The organism is Pseudarthrobacter sp. NCCP-2145 (assembly GCF_023708005.1).
In the GTDB taxonomy this organism is placed as follows: Bacteria; Actinomycetota; Actinomycetes; order Actinomycetales; family Micrococcaceae; genus Arthrobacter; species Arthrobacter oxydans.
The window spans coordinates 17,146-33,753 of the sequence record NZ_BRCG01000021.1; the positions used below are offsets into that span (position 1 = coordinate 17,146).

A 16,608-nucleotide genomic window follows, 5' to 3' on the forward strand; every position below is an offset into this window, starting at 1 on the left:
ATATTTATGCATGCAGCGGAAGGTGCCCGCTATGGGGCTTCCGCGGACTGTCCCTAGGATGGTGGCAGCAGCCGGAGCCGGAAACGCCGGGACCGGGAAAGGTGAGCAATGACCCACGCAATCGTCGCACGTCAGGCAGGCGGACCGGAAGTCCTTACCTACGAGGACGTCAAGCGCCCTGTCCCTGGGCCCGGCCAGCTTCTGGTGAAGGTGGGGGCTGCGGGCGTCAACTTCATTGACACGTACAAGCGCAGCGGCACCTACAAGGTCCCTTTCCCGTTCACCCCCGGGTCCGAAGCCGCCGGCACCGTTGAAGCGGTGGGCGATGGCGTCACGGGGTTCGTCCCCGGCGACCGGGTGGCCACGGCGGAGGGCATCAACTGCTACGCGGACTATGCGCTCGTTGATGAGGCCGCCGCCCTGCCGGTCCCGCGCGGCCTGGACGACCTGACGGCAGCTGCGCTTCCCCTGCAGGGCATCACCGCCCATTATTTGATGAACTCCACCTTCAAGGTGGAACCGGGCCACACCGTCCTGCTGCATGCGGGCGCGGGCGGCGTGGGCCTGCTGCTGATCCAGCTGCTCAAGGCCCGCGGTGCGGAAGTCATCACCACCGTATCCACGGACGCAAAGGAGCAGCTCGCACGCGGGGCCGGCGCCGACCACGTGCTGCGGTACGAAGGCTTCGCCGAGCGGGTCAGGGAGATCACCAGCGGCACCGGCGCCGACGTGGTGTACGACGGCGTTGGGAAGGACACGTTCGACGGCTCACTGGCCGCTTTGCGCGTCCGGGGCATGCTGGTGCTTTTCGGCGCCGCCTCCGGACCCGTTCCGCCCGTGGATCCCCAGCGCCTGAATGCCGGCGGCTCGCTGTTCCTGACCAGGCCCACTTTGGGGCATTACCTGAGGGACGCTGCGGAGCGGCGCTGGCGCTCCGGCGAAGTGTTCGCGGCGGCGGCGAACGGCAGCCTGAAGGTCCGGATCGGCGCCCGCTACCCACTGGTGCAGGCTGCCCAGGCACACCGCGACCTTGAGGGGCGGAAGACCACCGGAAAGGTCATCCTGGTTCCGTAGGACAGACAGCAACGGGAGACAGGGAAGGTCCCCGAGCCGTGCGGCTGCGGGGACCTTCCCTGTTGATGCGTGTTTTGCGGTCAGCGCTGGACGGCGCCGAAGCGCTCGGCCGCCAGGGCCACCGCGCCTTCCCGTGCGGCTGATGCCTCGTCCGCCGTGAGGGTCCGGTCGTTGGCACGGAACCGAAGCCCGAACGCGAGGGACTTCTTGCCTTCCTCGATGCCCTTGCCTGCGTAGACGTCGAAGAGCGCCACGTCCTCCAGCAGTTCACCGGCACCTTCGCGCAGGGCCGCCAGGACGTCGTCGGCGGGGACTTCGGCAGGAACCACCAGCGCCACATCCTGGGTGGCCACGGGGAACGTGGAGATGTGGCGCGCCACGATGACGTCCGGCGCGGCGTCGAACAGCGCGTCAGCATTGAGCTCCAGGGCCACCGAGCGTGCAGGCATATCCGATGCCGCCAGCAGCTTGGGGTGCAGCTCACCGGCGTAGCCCACCACATTCCCGTTGCGGAGCGACAGCCGGGCCGCACGGCCGGGGTGGAAAGCCTGGTGGCTGCCCTGGCTGGCCAGGACCTCCACGCCCAGGACGTCCCCGGCAATGCGGGCAAGATCCAGCGCGTCAGCCCAGTCCCAGGGCCGCGGCGTATGGCCGGCCGCTGCCGGGGAGTCGTGTCCCGTGAGCACTGCGGCGAGGTGGAATGGCTGGTCCGGGACGCCGTCGTACAGTCCGTCCAGCACCTCATCGGAAGGCTTGGCCCCCAGCGGCGGGATGGAGGCGGTGCCTACCGTGCCGCCGGGCAGGAACACCAGGCCTGACTCGAAGAGTGCCAGGTCACGGAAACCGCGCGAGTGGTTCCGCTTGGCCACCTCGATAAGCCCCGGCAGGATGGATGTGCGCAGGAAGCCCTGCTCTTCGCTGATCGGGTTCGCCAGCTTGACCGCGGTCCGGTTTGCGCCCTGTTCGGCCACGCCGAACGTGTCATTGGCCGCCTTGGACACGAAGGGGTAGGACAGGACCTCGGTGAGCCCTGCATCCGCCAGGGCCTGGATCAGGCGGCGGCGCTGCTGCTGCACCCGCGTCAGGCCGCGCCCGGGAGGCGCCACAGGAAGCGTGGCGGGAATCTTGTCGTAGCCCACCAGCCGGGCAATCTCTTCGGAGAGGTCCTCTTTGGTTTCCAGATCGTTCCGCCAGCTGGGGGCCGTAACGGTCCAGCCACCGTCGTTCCTTTCCACCGCGGCGCCGAGGTCCTCGAGGGACGTGACGATCTGCTCTTCGGTGAAGTCGATGCCAATGCGGGCGGCAGCGAAGGCCTCCGGAAGTTCGATGCTGACGGAGTCAGGGGCGGTCCCCACATCGGTTCCGGCCTGGTCCGCCGTTCCGCCGGCCAGCTCGACGAGCAGGTCAACCACGCGCTGGGCGGCGATGCCGGCCACGTGCCAGTCCACGCCGCGCTCAAACCGCTTGGACGCTTCAGACGGCAGCCTGTGGCGGCGCCGGGAACGGGCAATGGACACCTCGTCGAAGTGCGCGGCTTCCACCAGGACGGTCGACGTCGAATCGCCCACCTCTGTGGCGGCGCCGCCCATCACTCCGGCGATGCCGATCGGTCCGGAGGCGTCCGTGATCAGGAGGTCCTCGGCGTCGAGCGCGCGTTCCTTGCCATCGAGGGTGGTGATCTTCTCGCCGGCCAGGGCCCGGCGCACCACGATGTCCCCGGACAGCGTGTCCTGGTCGTAGCAGTGCGTGGGCTGGCCGAGTTCCAGCATCACGTAGTTGGAAATATCCACCGGCAGTGAGATGGAACGGATGCCGGCAAGGCGCAGCCGCGAAACCATCCACGGCGGGGTGGGCTTAGTGGCGTCCACGCCGCGGACAGTGCGGGCCACGAACCTGTCGCATCCGGGCTTGCCGTAGATGGGGGCATCGTCATTGATCTTGACGCCGTACCCGCCGGCCAGCTCCGCAGGAGCGGTGACGCGGGAAGCAGGGTCCGTGAAGGTAGTGCCGGTGGCGTGGGCATACTCGCGGGCAACCCCGCGGATGGAGAAGGCGTAGCCGCGGTCCGGCGTCACGTTGATTTCGGCAGCCTGGTCGTAGAGGCCCAGCAGCTCCATGGCGTCAGTGCCGATTTCGGGGTCCAGCCCGATCCGGGACAGCACCAGGATGCCGTCGTGGTCCTCGCCAATGCCGAGTTCGCGCACGGAGGCGATCATGCCCGCGGACAGGTGCCCGTAGGTCTTCCGGGCAGAGATGTGGAAGTTGCCCGGCAGCACGGCGCCCGGCAGGGTGACCACCACTTTGTCGCCCTCAACGAAGTTGTGCGCGCCGCAGATGATGCCCTGCACGCCGGAGGGGTCGATGCCGTCGCCGGTGAGGGTCTGTTCCTGGCCCTCAGGAACCACCCGAACCTGGCACCAGTTGATGGTCTTGCCGTTGGTTTGGGGTTCCTTGACCAGGCTCAGGACCTGGCCCACCACGATGGGCCCCTGCAGGGTGTCCGTGGGGCGGTGGACGTCCTCTTCTTCGAAACCGACCTTGACCAGTTCGGTCATGACGTCTTCTGCCGTTGCTCCGGCCGGTACCTCTGCGAATTCACGCAGCCAGGAAAGTGGGATACGCACTGTTAGATCTCCATCCCGAAGTGCTCGCTGAAACGTACATCGCCTTCGATCATGTCGCGCATGTCCCCCACTTCGTTGCGGAACATAAGGGTGCGCTCGATGCCCATGCCGAAGGCAAAACCTGAATAGACGTCCGGATCGATGCCGGCGGCGCGGAGCACGTTGGGGTTGACCATGCCACAGCCGCCCCACTCGATCCAGCGCGGACCGCCCTTGGCGCCGGGGTGCCAAATGTCCAGCTCCGCTGACGGCTCGGTGAACGGGAAGTAGTTGGGACGCAGCCGGATCTGGGCTTCGTCGCCGAACATCTGCCGCGCGAAGTGCTCCAGCGTGCCGCGGAGGTCCGCCATGCTCAAGTGCTTGTCGATGGCAAGGCCCTCGAACTGGTGGAACACCGGAGTGTGGGTGGCGTCCAGTTCATCGGTGCGGAACACCTTGCCCGGGCACAGCACATAGATGGGCAGCTCGCGTTCGAGCATGGAGCGGACCTGCACCGGCGAGGTGTGCGTGCGCATCAGCAGGTGCGCCTCGGGCGGTTCCACGAAGAAGGTGTCCTGCATTTCACGGGCAGGGTGGTCCGGCTTGAAGTTCAGGGCGTCGAAGTTGAACCATTCCGATTCGACTTCCGGCCCCTCGGCGATTTCCCAGCCCATGCCCACAAAAATGTCCGCCACGCGGTCCTGGAGCGTGGAGAGCGGGTGCCGTGCACCTGCACGACGGCGGCGGGGCGCGGCGGTGACGTCAACGGTCTCTTCCAGGAGGATGCGGGCGTCGTTTTCCGCTTCCAGCTCTGCCGTGCGGTCGGCGAGCGCCTTGTTGACCCGTCCGCGCGATGCGCCCATCAGCTTTCCGGCGAGGGCCTTCTGGTCCTTGGGCAGCTTGCCTATCTCACGGTTGGCGAGGCTGAGCGGGGACTTCTCGCCGGTATGGGCGAGCCGCACCGCCTTCAGCTCATCAAGGGTGCCCGCACCGGCAATGGCGGCGATGGCCTGGTCTACAGCGGCAGTGATGGCGGCTTCATCCGTGGGGTTCGGGATGGCGGCGCCCGGCAAAGTTTCAGTCATCTACTGTTCTTAGCTACGAGTCGTGGCTGCCGGTGAACGGGGCAGCCCTGCACGGTTTCCCGGGGGCGCGTCCGTCACTGGCAGGTCATGGATGAATGTCCCCAATGCCAACTGTGCATTCCGGTTCATTCAATGACCAGGTCAGGGCACACCGGTTGAGCCGGCGGCCACTGCCCTCCAGTCTAATTGAAGGCTCCGGCTACCATAGCCTCATGACAGTGCCGCGGCGCCCGGGAGCCCAGAAGCGCCTCACGGCTGCGCAGAGACTGCGGCAGGCGGCGAACATGGCCAACGGCAGCACTGCCCTTGGCCTGGCCGTCGCCTTTGCCGCGCGCACCCGGATCAGCAACGGCCCCCGCGGCCTGATCCTTGCCTCCGGGTACCGGCCGCGGCTGCCTTTCGCCGGAGCTTTTACCCTGGGCAACGTGGTGCTGTGCCGGTGCACCGCAGCCGAGATGTTGTCCCGCCCGGCCCTGCTGGGCCACGAGGAAAAGCACTGCACCCAGTACGCCTGGTGCCTGGGTGCGCCGTTCCTTCCCCTGTATTTCCTGGCCGCAGGCTGGTCGCTGGTGCGCTCCGGCAACCCGGGGACGGGCAACATCTTCGAGCGCCACGCCGGCCTTGAGGCCGGCGGATACCCGGCCCGCGGAACCCGGCGCCGCCCCTTACGCCGCCGCCCGTCTGAAGTGGAGGTTTGAGCCATGGCCACTGCGTACGACGCCGGTGAAGCGGGTGGGAGCCCCACCGGCGGCAACGCTTCTCCCGGCACGGTCCGCGTGTCGGGAGCGGGCTCGGCGGAAGCTGCGCCGGACCTTGCGGTGGTTTCGATCGGAGTGGAGTGCCGGGCCGATTCGGTGGGGCAGGCCTACGCGCGGGCCGGAACCGGTTCAGACGCCGTGACGGCGTCCTTCCGCAGGCACGGGGTGGCCGACTCCGACATCCGCACGTCGGGCCTTAACGTCCGCGCGGAGCTCGCCTGGCGGGAAGGCGAAGGACAGCGGGTCACCGGATACGTGGCAGCCAGCAGCCTCACCGTGAAGCTGCGGGACCCGGGTTCCGCTTCAGCCGCCATCTCGGAGGCAGTTGAGGCGGGCGGGAACGATGTCCGGCTGAACGGTGCGGAGCTCACTTTCAGCGATGACGCGGCTGTGCGGGTACGCGCCCGGGAGGCCGCCTGGCTGGACGCCCTCAGCACCGCCACGCAGTACGCGCAGCTTGCCTCTGCCCGGCTGGGACGGGTGCTTTCCATAGCCGAGGACGGACCGGGCCGGGGCCCGGTGCCGCTGCCCCGGATGCGGCGGGCAGCGGCCGTTGATTCCCTCAGCGTGGAGGCGGGCAATTCCGTGGTGGACGTGGCAGTCACCGTGGAATGGGAGCTCCTGGCCGGCGCCTAGACGTTCCCCGCACCACACACCGCCCATGCTTGACATTGGTTCGAACATAGATTCGAATGGACGGCATGAGATGGGACGCCCAAGCACTGATACCCCGGCCAGCGGAAACGGCTGCGCAAACCCCATCCCCCGCATTGCTTCCCCTGGCCGGGCTGGTCCGCTCCATCACAACCCCCGAGTTCGCTGGCATCACCTTCCATGAGGTCACCGCCAAATCGGTGCTCAACAAGGTGCCTGCCGGTTCACGGATGCCCTTCGAATGGACCATCAACCCGTACCGGGGCTGCAGCCACGCCTGCGTGTACTGCTTTGCCCGCAAGAGCCACACCTACCTTGATTTTGACGCCGGGCTGGACTTTGACAGCCAGGTGGTGGTGAAAGTCAACGCGGCCGAGGTTCTCCGGAAGGAACTGGCCAAGCCATCGTGGACGCGTCCGCAGGTTGCCCTGGGTACCAACACGGATCCCTACCAACGGGCTGAGGGCCGCTACCAGCTCATGCCCGGCATCATCACCGCACTTGCCGAGTCCGGCACTCCCCTGTCCATCCTTACCAAGGGGACCCTGCTTGCCCGCGACATTCCCCTGCTCAAGAGCGCGGCCGCCCAGGTGCCCGTGGGCATTGGCATCTCGCTGGCCATGACGGACGAAGCCCTGTCCGAGGCCATCGAGCCTGGAACGCCCGGGCCCCGGGCGCGCCTCACGCTCGTTTCCCGCCTCCGTGAAGCCGGCCTGCCCTGCGGTGTCATGGCCATGCCCATCCTGCCGTGGCTTTCGGACAGCGATGAGGCACTCGACGCGCTGTTCGCGTCCCTGGCGACGGCGGGCGCAACCGGCGTCACGGCCGGGGCCCTGTACCTCAAGCCCGGGACAAGGGAGTGGTTCATGAAGTGGATTGCTGCCAACCATCCCGGGCTGGCGGGCCGGTACCGGCGGCTCTACGGGACAGGTTCGTACGCGTCCAAGGAGTACCGCTCGTGGCTCGCGGGCAAAGTCCGGTACTTCAAAGCCCGCCACGGGTTTACCAACACGTCCGGCTTCAGCCACAGGGACCTCGAGGACGATCCCCGCGGCGAGGAAGCCGAATATCCCGCTGGCATCATCCCCCAGGCGGCAGCGCCCGGCCAGGCACTGTCCGGAAAAAAGGCAGCCTCCGAGGGGCAGGCAACGCTCTTCTAGGACCGTGCGCCTGCTGCCCTGACGGCGACGGCAGCGAGCAGGGCCCGGACTATCGGGAAGTCCGCGGGAATCCACGGCAGGCCCAGGACGCCGCTGTGGTCCTCCAGCGCCACCCACCGGAGTTCATCGTGGTCCTCAAGTGCTTTCGGCTCCCCGCGGGCAATTTCCGCGAACCACACCCGCATGCTGGCCCGGTGGTTCAGCGGCCAGCCGCCCGGAACCTGCGCCGGGAGCTCCGCGCCGAGCCGGACGCCGATCCCCAGCTCCTCAAGCAGTTCGCGGGCCAGCGCCGCCTCCGGCTCCTCGCCGGGCTCCACTTTTCCACCGGGGAACTCCCAGAGTCCTGCCAGCTGCTCCGGAGCGCTGCGCCGCGCCACCAGCAGCTTGGAGGGTTCCGCCAGGCTGTCCACGACGGCTCCGCCTACCACCTGTATCTGTCCGTTCACCGCCCCATTCTATGGGGGACAATGAATAGACCCGCTGCAAATTTCCTCCCACACCGGGAATACGGGTTCCCCTTTCCGGGTTGTTTGCAGGGTCCGGACTTCATCAGCCCCACTGCCGTGGCATTGGTCCACCACCACTTTCCTCCTTCGAAAAGCAGGCTTATGAGCAGCGTCCTCCAAACGTCCACGGCAGCCCCCGCCCGATCCACCAACCTGGCGATGGCCATCCTCGCCCTGGCCATGGGCGGGGTGGGCATCGGGGTTACCGAATTCACCATGATGGGCCTGCTGCCGGAGGTCGAACAGGGCCTTGGGGTTTCCACACCCGAAGCAGGCCACCTCATCTCCGCCTATGCCCTGGGGGTGGTGGTGGGAGCCCCGCTGCTGGCCGCGGTGGGCGCCAAGCTCCCCCGCAAGCACCTGGCGCTCGGACTGATGGTGTTCTTCACGGTGGCCAACCTGGCGTCCTTCCTCGCCCCGGATTACGGAACAATGCTGGTGTCGCGCTTCGCCGCCGGGCTGCCGCACGGCGCATTCTTCGGGGTCGCAGCAGTCATCGCGGCCTCCCTGGTTCCGCCCACGCGTCGGGGCTGGGCCATCTCAATGGTGATGGCCGGCCTGAGCATTTCCAACGTGGTGGGAGTTCCGTTTGCCACCTGGATGGGCCAGACCTACGGCTGGCGGCTGCTGTTTATCCTGGTGGGTCTGATCGGCCTGCTGACCATTGGCCTGGTATGGAAATTCGTCCCGTTCCACGAAGCCCACCCGGATGCAAGCATCCGGCGCGAACTGGGCGCGCTCAAACGCCTTCAGGTGTGGCTGGCCATTCTGATCGGCATTGTCGGTTTTGGCGGCTTCTTTGCCACCTACACCTACATCGCCCACACCATGACCATGGTGGCCGGCATCCCGTCCTCGCTGATTCCCCTGGTGGTGGCCCTGTATGGGCTGGGAATGGTGGCCGGCAACATCGTGGGCGGCCGGATTGCGGACAGGTCCGTGATGGGCACCCTCTACAAGGTGTTGCCCGGCATCGCCGTTGCCCTGGTGGTCTACGCCGTGGCCGTCCAGTGGCCGTGGTCCGCCTTTGTCATGGTGTTCGTGGTGGGCGCTTCCGGGTCCATGCTGATCCCCGCACTGCAGACCCGGCTCCTTGACGCGTCCCCCGATGCCCCCTCCCTGGCGTCATCGCTGAACCATGCTGCGCTGAACGTCGCCAACGCCCTCGGGGCATTCCTGGGCGGATTGGTGATCGCCCTGGGCTGGGGCTATACAGCCCCCGCCCTGGTAGGCGCCGTCCTCGCCCTGCTGGGGCTCGGCGTCGCGATCACCAGCGGACTGCTGGAGCGGAAGAGGCCGCTGGCGGCCTGATCCGTGGAGTGCTGATTCGTTCGCGGCCCGGCACCCGGCGGCCTTCCCGCAGACCTGACGGGCAAACTGCCTGCAGGCCTGCTGACTTTAGGGGACCCGTATGTTAGCTTGAGCCACATCGGGACCATGAGATCCCGGTCACTATAAGGAGGAGACATGGGTTTTCTTGCTTGGATTATTCTGGGCCTCATCGTAGGGGCCATTGTTAAGGCTGTTATGCCCGGACGGGTTGGCGGCGGCTGGGTAACCAGCCTGGTGCTGGGTGTCGTGGGCGCCATCGTCGGCGGCTGGATCGGAAGCCTCCTGTTCAACAGGGGCGATCTTGCCTTCTTCGACCTCGGCACCTGGATTCTCGCTATCGTCGGCGGCCTGGTTGTGGCCGGCATCTATGGAGCTATCACCGGTCGCGGCAAGGCCACCCGCGCACCCTGATCCGCTCCCGGGAAGAACATCAACAAGCAAGGGCTCCGGTGAACCGGAGCCCTTATTCGTTTAATCCCGCCTGCCTGCTGAGGTGCGCACTGCCTGATGCGCAGGCAGCCGCGGCGTCCAGATCCTAGGCGGTTACCGGGACCGGAAGGTGCTGGGAACGCGCGCTGGCATAGAGGCAGACCGTGGCGGCTGTCCCCAGGTTGAGGCTTTCCGCGGAACCATACACCGGCACGGCTACCCGGTGGTCCGCCAGCGCGAGCTCCTCCGGGGACAGGCCCTGGGCCTCGTTGCCGAACAGCCAGGCCGTGGGCCGCTCCAGAGCGTACTCGGATTCCGGCCCGTCTCCGGTCAACCGGCGCCGGGCGTTCTCGTCTTGGAGGGTGTCGAGGTTGAGGGTCCCATAGCCGTCCGCCGCCAGGACGCCGATCCCCCTGGCACGGCAGGCGGCCGCAAGTTCGTCGATGTCCGCTCCCAGCACCACCGGTAGGTGGAAAAGCGAACCGGCCGTGGACCTGACGGCCTTGGGGTTGTAGATGTCAACGCTGGACGCCGTGAGGACCACGGCGTCGGCTCCTGCTGAATCCGCCGCGCGGAGGACCGTTCCGGCGTTGCCGGGGTCCCGGACCTGGCAGAGCACGGCAACCAGGCGGGGGCCGGCGTCGAGCACTTCCTGCAGCGTTACGTCAAGGAAACGGGAGACGGCGATGATCCCCTGCGGGTTGACGGTGTCCGCCATGGCAGCCAGGACCTCGTCGGTGGCCAGGCGGGCATTGACTCCCTGGGACAGTTCCTCGAACTCCGGGTGCCGGTCCAGGCAGCTCTCACTGGCGAACACTTCGGTGACCACGCCTGGCTGGCCCGCGGCAAGGCGCTGCTGATGGAGCCTGAGCGCTTCCCGCACTGCCTGCGGCCCCTCGGCAAGGAATTGTCCACGCTTTAAACGGGCCGGGCGCCCGGCAAGCTTTGCCACATCCCTGACCCGATCAGCTCGGGGATTGGACAGTGGAAAATCTTGCGGGCGCCCGGTTTCGTTCATATAAGAACTTTAGTGGCTGCTGCCACCGGTTCTTGAACTGTCCCTGACGGGGAACAGCCGTTTGCTAGGCGACAGCCTTCTTGGCGGAGGTGTCGGCAGGCAGGGAATCCTTGGCAACCTTGACCAGCGCTGCGAAAGCGTTGGCGTCGGAAACGGCCAGCTCGGCCAGCATGCGGCGGTCAACCTCAACCTCAGCGGCCTTCAGGCCCTGGATCAGGCGGTTGTAGGTGAGTCCGTTGGCGCGGGACGCAGCGTTGATGCGCTGGATCCACAGGCGGCGGAAGTCGCCCTTCTTCTTCTTGCGGTCACCGTAGCTGTACACAAACGAGTGCAGCAGCTGCTCTTTGGCCTTGCGGTACAGGCGTGAACGCTGTCCACGGTAGCCCTTTGCGCGTTCAAGGATAACCCGGCGCTTCTTGTGGGCGTTGACCGCCCTCTTCACACGTGCCACGTGCGTACTCCTTCGAAAATTCTGCTCCCAAGCATCTACTGCCGGTATTCCCGGCGGCCTGAGAAGGCTTTTTGGTAGGTGACTTACACCAGGTGGTGGTCAGTCAAAGAACTTGGAAACTAGATGCCGAGCATCTTCCGGATGACCTTGGCGTCGCCCTTGAAGACGATCTTGTCGCCGGCGAGGCGGCGGGTCAGCCTGGAGGACTTGTGCTCGAGGTAGTGGCGGCGGTTGGCCTGCTGGCGGCGCAGCTTGCCGCTGCCGGTCAGCTTGAAGCGCTTCTTGGCACCACTGTGGGTCTTCATCTTCGGCATGGGAACCGATCTCCTTACGTTCCGCAGGCTGGGCCTGCAGCTCTATCGCGCAGCTGCCCCTCAGGGCGGCGTGCTGGTTGCTGACTGCCGGAGGGCGACCTCCGGCAGCTGTGGACTAAGTGGTCTTCTTGCCGGCCGGCTTTGGCGCTGCCTTGGGGGCGGGCCGTGCGGCAGGCTTCGGCGCAGCGGGCCTGGCCACCGGCTTCGGCGGAGCAGGCACTGCTGCCGGCTTCGGCGCGGCGGCCGGAGCAGCTGCAGCGGGCTTCTCCGCTGCGGCCTTCGGTGCCGGTGCCGCCTTGGGCTCTGCTGCCTTGGGAGCAGCGGCCGCCTTGGGAGCGGCAGCCTTCGGGGCCTCCTGCTTCGGGGCTTCAGCCTTGGGTGCTTCCTGCTTCGGCGCCTCGGCGGCCTTGGCGGGGGCTTCGGCTGCAGCGGGCTCGACGACGGCGGCCGGCTCCTGCGCAGGTGCCTCGGCTGTTGCCTCAGGTTCGGTCGAGACGGTGAATCCCTCAGGCAGCAGGTCGGCCAGTGACTGCGTCATGGGTGCCTGGTCGTCGCCGGAGGTGTCAACGCGGCCGGAAGCCTTGGCTTCGTTCTGCGCTTTTGCCTCGGCACGCTGCGTAGCGCGGCGGGCTTCGGCCTTGGCCTCTGCCTTGTTCTTCAGCGGACCAACCACCATGACCATGTTTCGGCCGTCGATGCGGGGGCTGGACTCAACAACGCCAACTTCCGCAACGTCGTCGGCGAAGCGCTGGAGCAGGCGGATGCCCATTTCCGGACGCTGCTGCTCGCGGCCACGGAACTGGATCATGGCCTTGACCTTGTCCCCGGCGCCGAGGAAGCGCAGTGCGTGCCCGCGCTTGGTCTCGTAGTCGTGGGTGTCGATCTTCAGGCGGAAGCGGATTTCCTTCAGAACGGTGTTCGTCTGGTTCTTCCGTGCTTCACGTGCCTTAACCGCGGCCTCGTACTTGTACTTGCCGAAGTCCATCAGCTTGCACACCGGAGGCTTCGCCTGAGGTGCAACTTCAACGAGATCAAGGTCGGACTCGGCAGCCAGACGCAGGGCATCCTCAATACGGACGATTCCTACCTGTTCACCTGCAGGGCCGACCAGCCGCACCTCGGGGACGCGGATACGCTCATTGATTCTTGGCTCGCTAATGTTAAAGCTCCTGTTTTTGTTGTGGAATCCGGCAAATAGAGAAGGCCCCCAATTGCCGGAGCAATCGAAGGCCTCTGAAAGATCGGATGCAGGTCCCGCGAAGGGACTGCGCACACAGGTCCGGCTCATGCCGGCTCCATGCCCAACCAGGTACCCGGCAACCTTGCGTTCCTGAATATAGGAACAGCGGCTGGCGCGGGTGGGAGAGAACTCCGCTTGCAAACTGCATGCCATCTTACAGAAAAAATTCCCGTCAACGCTGTGCAGCGCCGGTGGGAACCTTGATCGTTTGGGACAATCTCTGAAATAACGACATCCAGTCGGTCTGTGTCAAGCTTACCAGTATGAGCACCCCAGACAGTAATTCATACGTTTTCGAGCCTGCGGCGGATGAGGCAGGTGCCGCCGGCGACGTCTCGCAGCAGATCCGCGACATTTCCGAAGTGCCGGCGATCGAGGTCATCACCACAGCCGCCGTCCACCTGATGAGCGCAGCCGCGGTAAAGCTGGGGCTGGCGGCCGAGGACAACGCCGAGGAGCTGAAGGACCTGGACGAGGCCCGGAAACTGATCACCGCCCTGGCCGGCCTGGTGACTGCCGCCGCCCCGGAGATCGGATCCCAGCACGCCGGACCCTTGCGTGACGGACTGCGTTCGCTGCAGCTGGCATTCCGCGAAGAGTCTTTGATCCCCGATGCCCCGGGCAAGGGCCCGGGCGAGAAGTACACCGGGGCAGTGAACTAGGGATAAACCAGCCCAAGCAGTTGACGACGGCGGGACGGCCTTCACAGGTCGTCCCGCCGTCGCGCTTTTAATGGAGTTCTTGTCCAGCTATGCAGACTTCAGCGCCTCGGAAGCCTGCGTATCTGGACAAAAACCCGGCCTACTGGGCTGGGGATTTGCCCCGGCGGCGCTGCTGGAGGATAAGGCCTGCGAAGCAGAGTACGACGCCGGCAGCACCCACCGAGACGAAGCCTCCGGACGGCCCCGTCACGTCGATGAAGACACCCGCAAGCGGTGCACCCAAAGCCACGCCGCCGGTCAGTGCCGAGCCGTACCAGCCCATGGCCTCCCCGCGGCGTTCCTCGGCCACCAGGTCCGCAACTTTTTCCGACGCGGAGGACAATACGGGTGCGCAAAGAAGTCCCGGCAGGATCGCGGTGAACGCCAGCGACCACGTATCGTGCGCGAAACCCATTGGGATTGTCAGCGCAGCCATTCCGAGCAGCAGGAGGATCGGCGAGACCGGGCGGTGCATGGCCCCGTATACCAGGCCCCCCACCACGGACGCGGCGCACCAGAAGAGGAAGACGATGCCGATTTCTGCCTGGCGTCCCCCGGTTTCCAGGGCGGCGACGATGCCAACGTCGGTTCCGCTCAGCACCATGCCCGCTCCCGCCGCCACGGCGAAGACGGCCGCCACGGTGGCGGTGAACCAGGCGAAGTTGTGGGCCACCTTGCTGCGCAGGCCCGGTCCGCGGTGCGTTGCGCCCGCAGGCACCAGTTCTGCCGCCGCCTCCTGGAGGTGGGCAGGGGCGGCGGACACCACGGCGGCCTCGGCGGCGTGGCGTTCATCGGCACTGCATTCCTCATCCTGCGCAGGGCTCCGGGTGGGCGGGTTGAACCACATGAGGAACAGCCCGGCCAGCGAGGTGGAAACTCCCACGATGGTGAGGCCAAGCACCGTAAAGCCGCTGGTGGCAACGATGGCGCCTGCAGCGGGACCGATCATGAACACCACCTCAGTGGTGATCGCATCGAGGGCGAAGGCCGTGCGGCGCTGGTCGCCGTCGGCCAGCACACCCAGGGACTGGCGCACCACGCTGAAGATGGGAAGCGTGAGCAGGCCGCCCACAAACACCAGCGGAAGGAGCCACTGGTAGGACACGTGCGGGACAACCGACCAGATGACCGCTTCCGAGATGACGGAGGGGATGAGTGCTGTCCGGAGGCCCACGGTGTCAACCCGCCTCCCGCGCCATGGTGCGCCGACCGCAATGCCGATGGTCATGACGGCCGCGGCAGCGCCAGCGGCGGCGTACCCCTGGTCCAGGCTGAGGACGATGTGCAGGGTCAGCAGCACTCCGGCAGCGGAGTGGGGAATGCGGGCAACCATGCCCACCAGCAACAGCCGGCGGATAGGCCGTACGGCAAGCAACTCCCGGTAGAGAGCGAAATTCACGGAGTGATCCTTAAGTCCTGCCGCAGTGGCCGGGGATCACCCCGCTGGCTGCCGGCTAGTGGTCTGCACGCCTCAACTTGATGTCGATCGAGTCGACGCGCTCCCCAAACAATACATTCCGGGACCATTCGGCCTGGAGTCCGCCCACCAGCTCCTGGACCCCCGCGGCATCCAGCCCGTCCTCCAGGTAAAGCACCACCTGCAGTTCCGGCCCGGCGCCGCCGCCTGCCGCCACGGTCCCGTCGGCGGCACGGGCGGCCACTCCCCTGCCCTGCACCAGTTCGAGGTTCCGGACAGCGGGAAAAACGGCGGCCGCCCTGCCCATCTCGGCAGCGAGTTCCTGGTCCTTGTAGGACGGGGTCCACTGCTGCTGCTGGGCCAGCGCCCACACGGCAGGCCGCCGCACCACGAAGGTGAAGGCAGAGCCCGGATCAAGGACCAGCAGTTCTGCACCTTCGGCGACGGCCGAGAGCGCGGCGCGTGCGGCGTACACGGCAACGGGCCTGGCTTCGGGATGCCAGGCGGCCAGTGCCGCCGTGGACGTGAAGGCGGGCATGGCGGTCCTGCCGTCGGCGGCTTTGAGCGTGACCAGCGCCATGTCGGCCTGCTTGTCGGCCTGAAGGCCGTCCTGGCCTTCCGCTTCCTCCGCGAGCTGGGCAACGATCGGGATGAACACCCGTGCGGTGGCCAGCGAGGCGACGACGGCCGCCTCGTCCCCGGTTCCGCCCAGGAGTGCGGCTATGGCGGCGAGATAGGCACCGCTGGCCGTCCCGTCGTCGTTCTCGAAGTTGTGGATCCTGGCGTCGTCGCCGGCCAGGCTCCGGCCTGCCCAGGGCCGGCCCGCGGAGTCCGTGGCGCCGCCGGCACCTGCCAGCGCCGCAGCGATGTGCCCCGGCAGCTGGCGGGCTGACGGAGTCCCTGATTCATTGCTGGCCATGCCGGTGTGCGCCTTAGCGGCGGCCGGCGACGTCGAGGGCTTCGGGCAGCGTAAAGGCGCCCGCGTAGAGGGCCTTGCCCACGATGGCACCTTCAACGCCCAGGGGCACCAGGGAGCGGAGGACCTTGAGGTCGTCGAGGCTGGAGATGCCGCCGGAAGCCACTACGGGCTTGCCCGTTTTCTCCACCATCTGGCGGAGGAGTTCCACGTTGGGCCCCTGCAGGGTTCCGTCCTTCGTCACGTCCGTGACTACATAGCGGCTGCAGCCGGCTTCCTCAAGGCGGCCCAGGACCTCCCAGAGGTCTCCGCCTTCCTTCGTCCAGCCGCGGCCGGCCAGCGTGGTTCCGCGGACGTCGAGCCCGACGGCGATTTTGTCACCAAAGCGCTCGATGGCCCGGCGGGTCCATTCGGGGTTTTCCAGCGCGGCGGTTCCCAGGTTCACGCGGGCAACGCCGAGGTCCAGTGCCGCTTCGAGCGTTTCATCGTCACGCAGCCCGCCGGACAGTTCCACCTTGATGTCCAGCCTGCCCACCACTTCGCGGAGCAGCTCCGCGTTTGAGCCGCGGCCGAAGGCTGCATCCAGGTCCACCAGGTGGACCCATTCAGCTCCCTGCTGCTGCCAGTTCAGCGCCGCTTCGAGCGGCGTCCCGTAACTGGTCTCACTGCCCGCTTCCCCCTGCACCAGCCGGACGGCCTGGCCGTTGACGACGTCGACGGCGGGCAGCAGTTCGAGAACGGGAAGGTCAGTTGCAGTGGTCATGGTGAATCCTCAGGGTGGGGGCAGGATGGCCTGCCGCGGTCAGTTGCCCGGCAGCGTCAGCAGATAGGCGGCGAGCAGCGACATGCCCGCAAGAACATAAAACGAAATCTGGGTCCAGAGCGGCTTGTGCTGCTGCCTGAAGGACAGGGCACCGCCGACGAGCACGCCGGCAAGCCCCATCAGGAGA

18 protein-coding genes are annotated in these 16,608 nt (G+C 66.8%); 7 read left to right on the forward strand and 11 right to left on the reverse strand.

Annotated elements, in window-relative coordinates:
- Positions 1-108: 108 nt before the first annotated feature.
- Entirely contained in the window at positions 109-1,074 is a 966-nt protein-coding gene (locus NFU08_RS16565; RefSeq protein ID WP_251424723.1) for a quinone oxidoreductase, read from the forward strand.
- Between the two features lie 80 nt (positions 1,075-1,154).
- Here the strand turns inward: NFU08_RS16565 and pheT are convergent, their stop codons facing one another.
- Complete coding sequence (gene pheT / locus NFU08_RS16570) at positions 1,155-3,698, reverse strand: phenylalanine--tRNA ligase subunit beta (protein ID WP_251424725.1); 2,544 nt, start codon at positions 3,696-3,698, stop codon at positions 1,155-1,157.
- 2 nt (positions 3,699-3,700) lie between these two features.
- Positions 3,701-4,762, reverse strand: a complete 1,062-nt coding sequence (gene pheS / locus NFU08_RS16575; RefSeq protein ID WP_174180341.1) for a phenylalanine--tRNA ligase subunit alpha — start codon at positions 4,760-4,762, stop codon at positions 3,701-3,703.
- 212 nt (positions 4,763-4,974) lie between these two features.
- Between pheS and NFU08_RS16580 the strand changes: the two genes are divergently transcribed.
- The 3 genes from NFU08_RS16580 (at position 4,975) to NFU08_RS16590 (ending at position 7,334) form a co-directional block, all read left to right on the forward strand.
- Positions 4,975-5,460 carry a hypothetical protein gene (locus NFU08_RS16580; RefSeq protein ID WP_251424727.1) on the forward strand — a complete coding sequence of 162 codons (486 nt, stop codon included), beginning with the start codon at positions 4,975-4,977 and terminating at the stop codon, positions 5,458-5,460.
- Between the two features lie 3 nt (positions 5,461-5,463).
- Positions 5,464-6,156 carry an SIMPL domain-containing protein gene (locus tag NFU08_RS16585; RefSeq protein WP_251424729.1) on the forward strand — a complete coding sequence of 231 codons (693 nt, stop codon included), beginning with the start codon at positions 5,464-5,466 and terminating at the stop codon, positions 6,154-6,156.
- Positions 6,157-6,221: 65 nt separating this feature from the next.
- On the forward strand, positions 6,222-7,334 hold the full coding sequence (locus tag NFU08_RS16590; protein ID WP_251424781.1) for an Rv2578c family radical SAM protein: 1,113 nt from the start codon (positions 6,222-6,224) through the stop codon (positions 7,332-7,334).
- Here NFU08_RS16590 and NFU08_RS16595 read toward each other — a convergent pair.
- Entirely contained in the window at positions 7,331-7,780 is a 450-nt protein-coding gene (locus tag NFU08_RS16595; protein WP_251424730.1) for a (deoxy)nucleoside triphosphate pyrophosphohydrolase, read from the reverse strand. The genes NFU08_RS16590 and NFU08_RS16595 overlap by 4 nt on opposite strands.
- 162 nt (positions 7,781-7,942) lie before the next feature.
- Between NFU08_RS16595 and NFU08_RS16600 the strand changes: the two genes are divergently transcribed.
- Together NFU08_RS16600 and NFU08_RS16605 are read left to right on the forward strand one after the other, a co-directional pair.
- The gene (locus NFU08_RS16600) at positions 7,943-9,151 is read left to right on the forward strand and encodes an MFS transporter (RefSeq protein ID WP_251424732.1); all 1,209 of its coding nucleotides are present in this window, start codon (positions 7,943-7,945) and stop codon (positions 9,149-9,151) included.
- Between the two features lie 156 nt (positions 9,152-9,307).
- Positions 9,308-9,583: a GlsB/YeaQ/YmgE family stress response membrane protein gene (locus NFU08_RS16605; RefSeq protein ID WP_009358633.1), complete on the forward strand. Its 276-nt coding sequence runs from the start codon at positions 9,308-9,310 to the stop codon at positions 9,581-9,583.
- A gap of 124 nt (positions 9,584-9,707) precedes the next feature.
- Here the strand turns inward: NFU08_RS16605 and NFU08_RS16610 are convergent, their stop codons facing one another.
- The 4 genes from NFU08_RS16610 to infC form a co-directional block, all read right to left on the reverse strand.
- Complete coding sequence (locus NFU08_RS16610) at positions 9,708-10,619, reverse strand: RNA methyltransferase (protein ID WP_251424734.1); 912 nt, start codon at positions 10,617-10,619, stop codon at positions 9,708-9,710.
- Between the two features lie 64 nt (positions 10,620-10,683).
- Entirely contained in the window at positions 10,684-11,070 is a 387-nt protein-coding gene (rplT, locus tag NFU08_RS16615; protein ID WP_013600575.1) for a 50S ribosomal protein L20, read from the reverse strand.
- 119 nt (positions 11,071-11,189) lie between these two features.
- Entirely contained in the window at positions 11,190-11,384 is a 195-nt protein-coding gene (gene rpmI / locus NFU08_RS16620; protein ID WP_009358635.1) for a 50S ribosomal protein L35, read from the reverse strand.
- Between the two features lie 115 nt (positions 11,385-11,499).
- Positions 11,500-12,501 (reverse strand): translation initiation factor IF-3, encoded by a 1,002-nt coding sequence (infC, locus tag NFU08_RS16625; RefSeq protein ID WP_251424736.1) that lies wholly within the window; start codon positions 12,499-12,501, stop codon positions 11,500-11,502.
- 386 nt (positions 12,502-12,887) lie between these two features.
- Here infC and NFU08_RS16630 point away from each other — a divergent pair, with 386 nt between their 5' ends.
- Entirely contained in the window at positions 12,888-13,286 is a 399-nt protein-coding gene (locus NFU08_RS16630) for a DUF1844 domain-containing protein (RefSeq protein WP_174180349.1), read from the forward strand.
- Positions 13,287-13,425: 139 nt separating this feature from the next.
- Here NFU08_RS16630 and NFU08_RS16635 read toward each other — a convergent pair whose 3' ends face one another.
- Genes NFU08_RS16635 through NFU08_RS16650 form a run of 4 tightly spaced genes read right to left on the reverse strand, consistent with a single transcriptional unit; the run spans position 13,426 to position 16,601 of the window.
- The gene (locus tag NFU08_RS16635) at positions 13,426-14,724 is read right to left on the reverse strand and encodes an MFS transporter (protein ID WP_174180350.1); all 1,299 of its coding nucleotides are present in this window, start codon (positions 14,722-14,724) and stop codon (positions 13,426-13,428) included.
- A 55-nt stretch (positions 14,725-14,779) separates the two neighbouring features.
- Entirely contained in the window at positions 14,780-15,661 is an 882-nt protein-coding gene (locus NFU08_RS16640; RefSeq protein WP_251424738.1) for an SseB family protein, read from the reverse strand.
- 13 nt (positions 15,662-15,674) lie between these two features.
- Positions 15,675-16,421: a bifunctional 1-(5-phosphoribosyl)-5-((5-phosphoribosylamino)methylideneamino)imidazole-4-carboxamide isomerase/phosphoribosylanthranilate isomerase PriA gene (gene priA, locus NFU08_RS16645; protein ID WP_251424740.1), complete on the reverse strand. Its 747-nt coding sequence runs from the start codon at positions 16,419-16,421 to the stop codon at positions 15,675-15,677.
- A 39-nt stretch (positions 16,422-16,460) separates the two neighbouring features.
- On the reverse strand, positions 16,461-16,601 hold the full coding sequence (locus tag NFU08_RS16650; RefSeq protein WP_174180311.1) for a hypothetical protein: 141 nt from the start codon (positions 16,599-16,601) through the stop codon (positions 16,461-16,463).
- Positions 16,602-16,608: the final 7 nt, after the last annotated feature.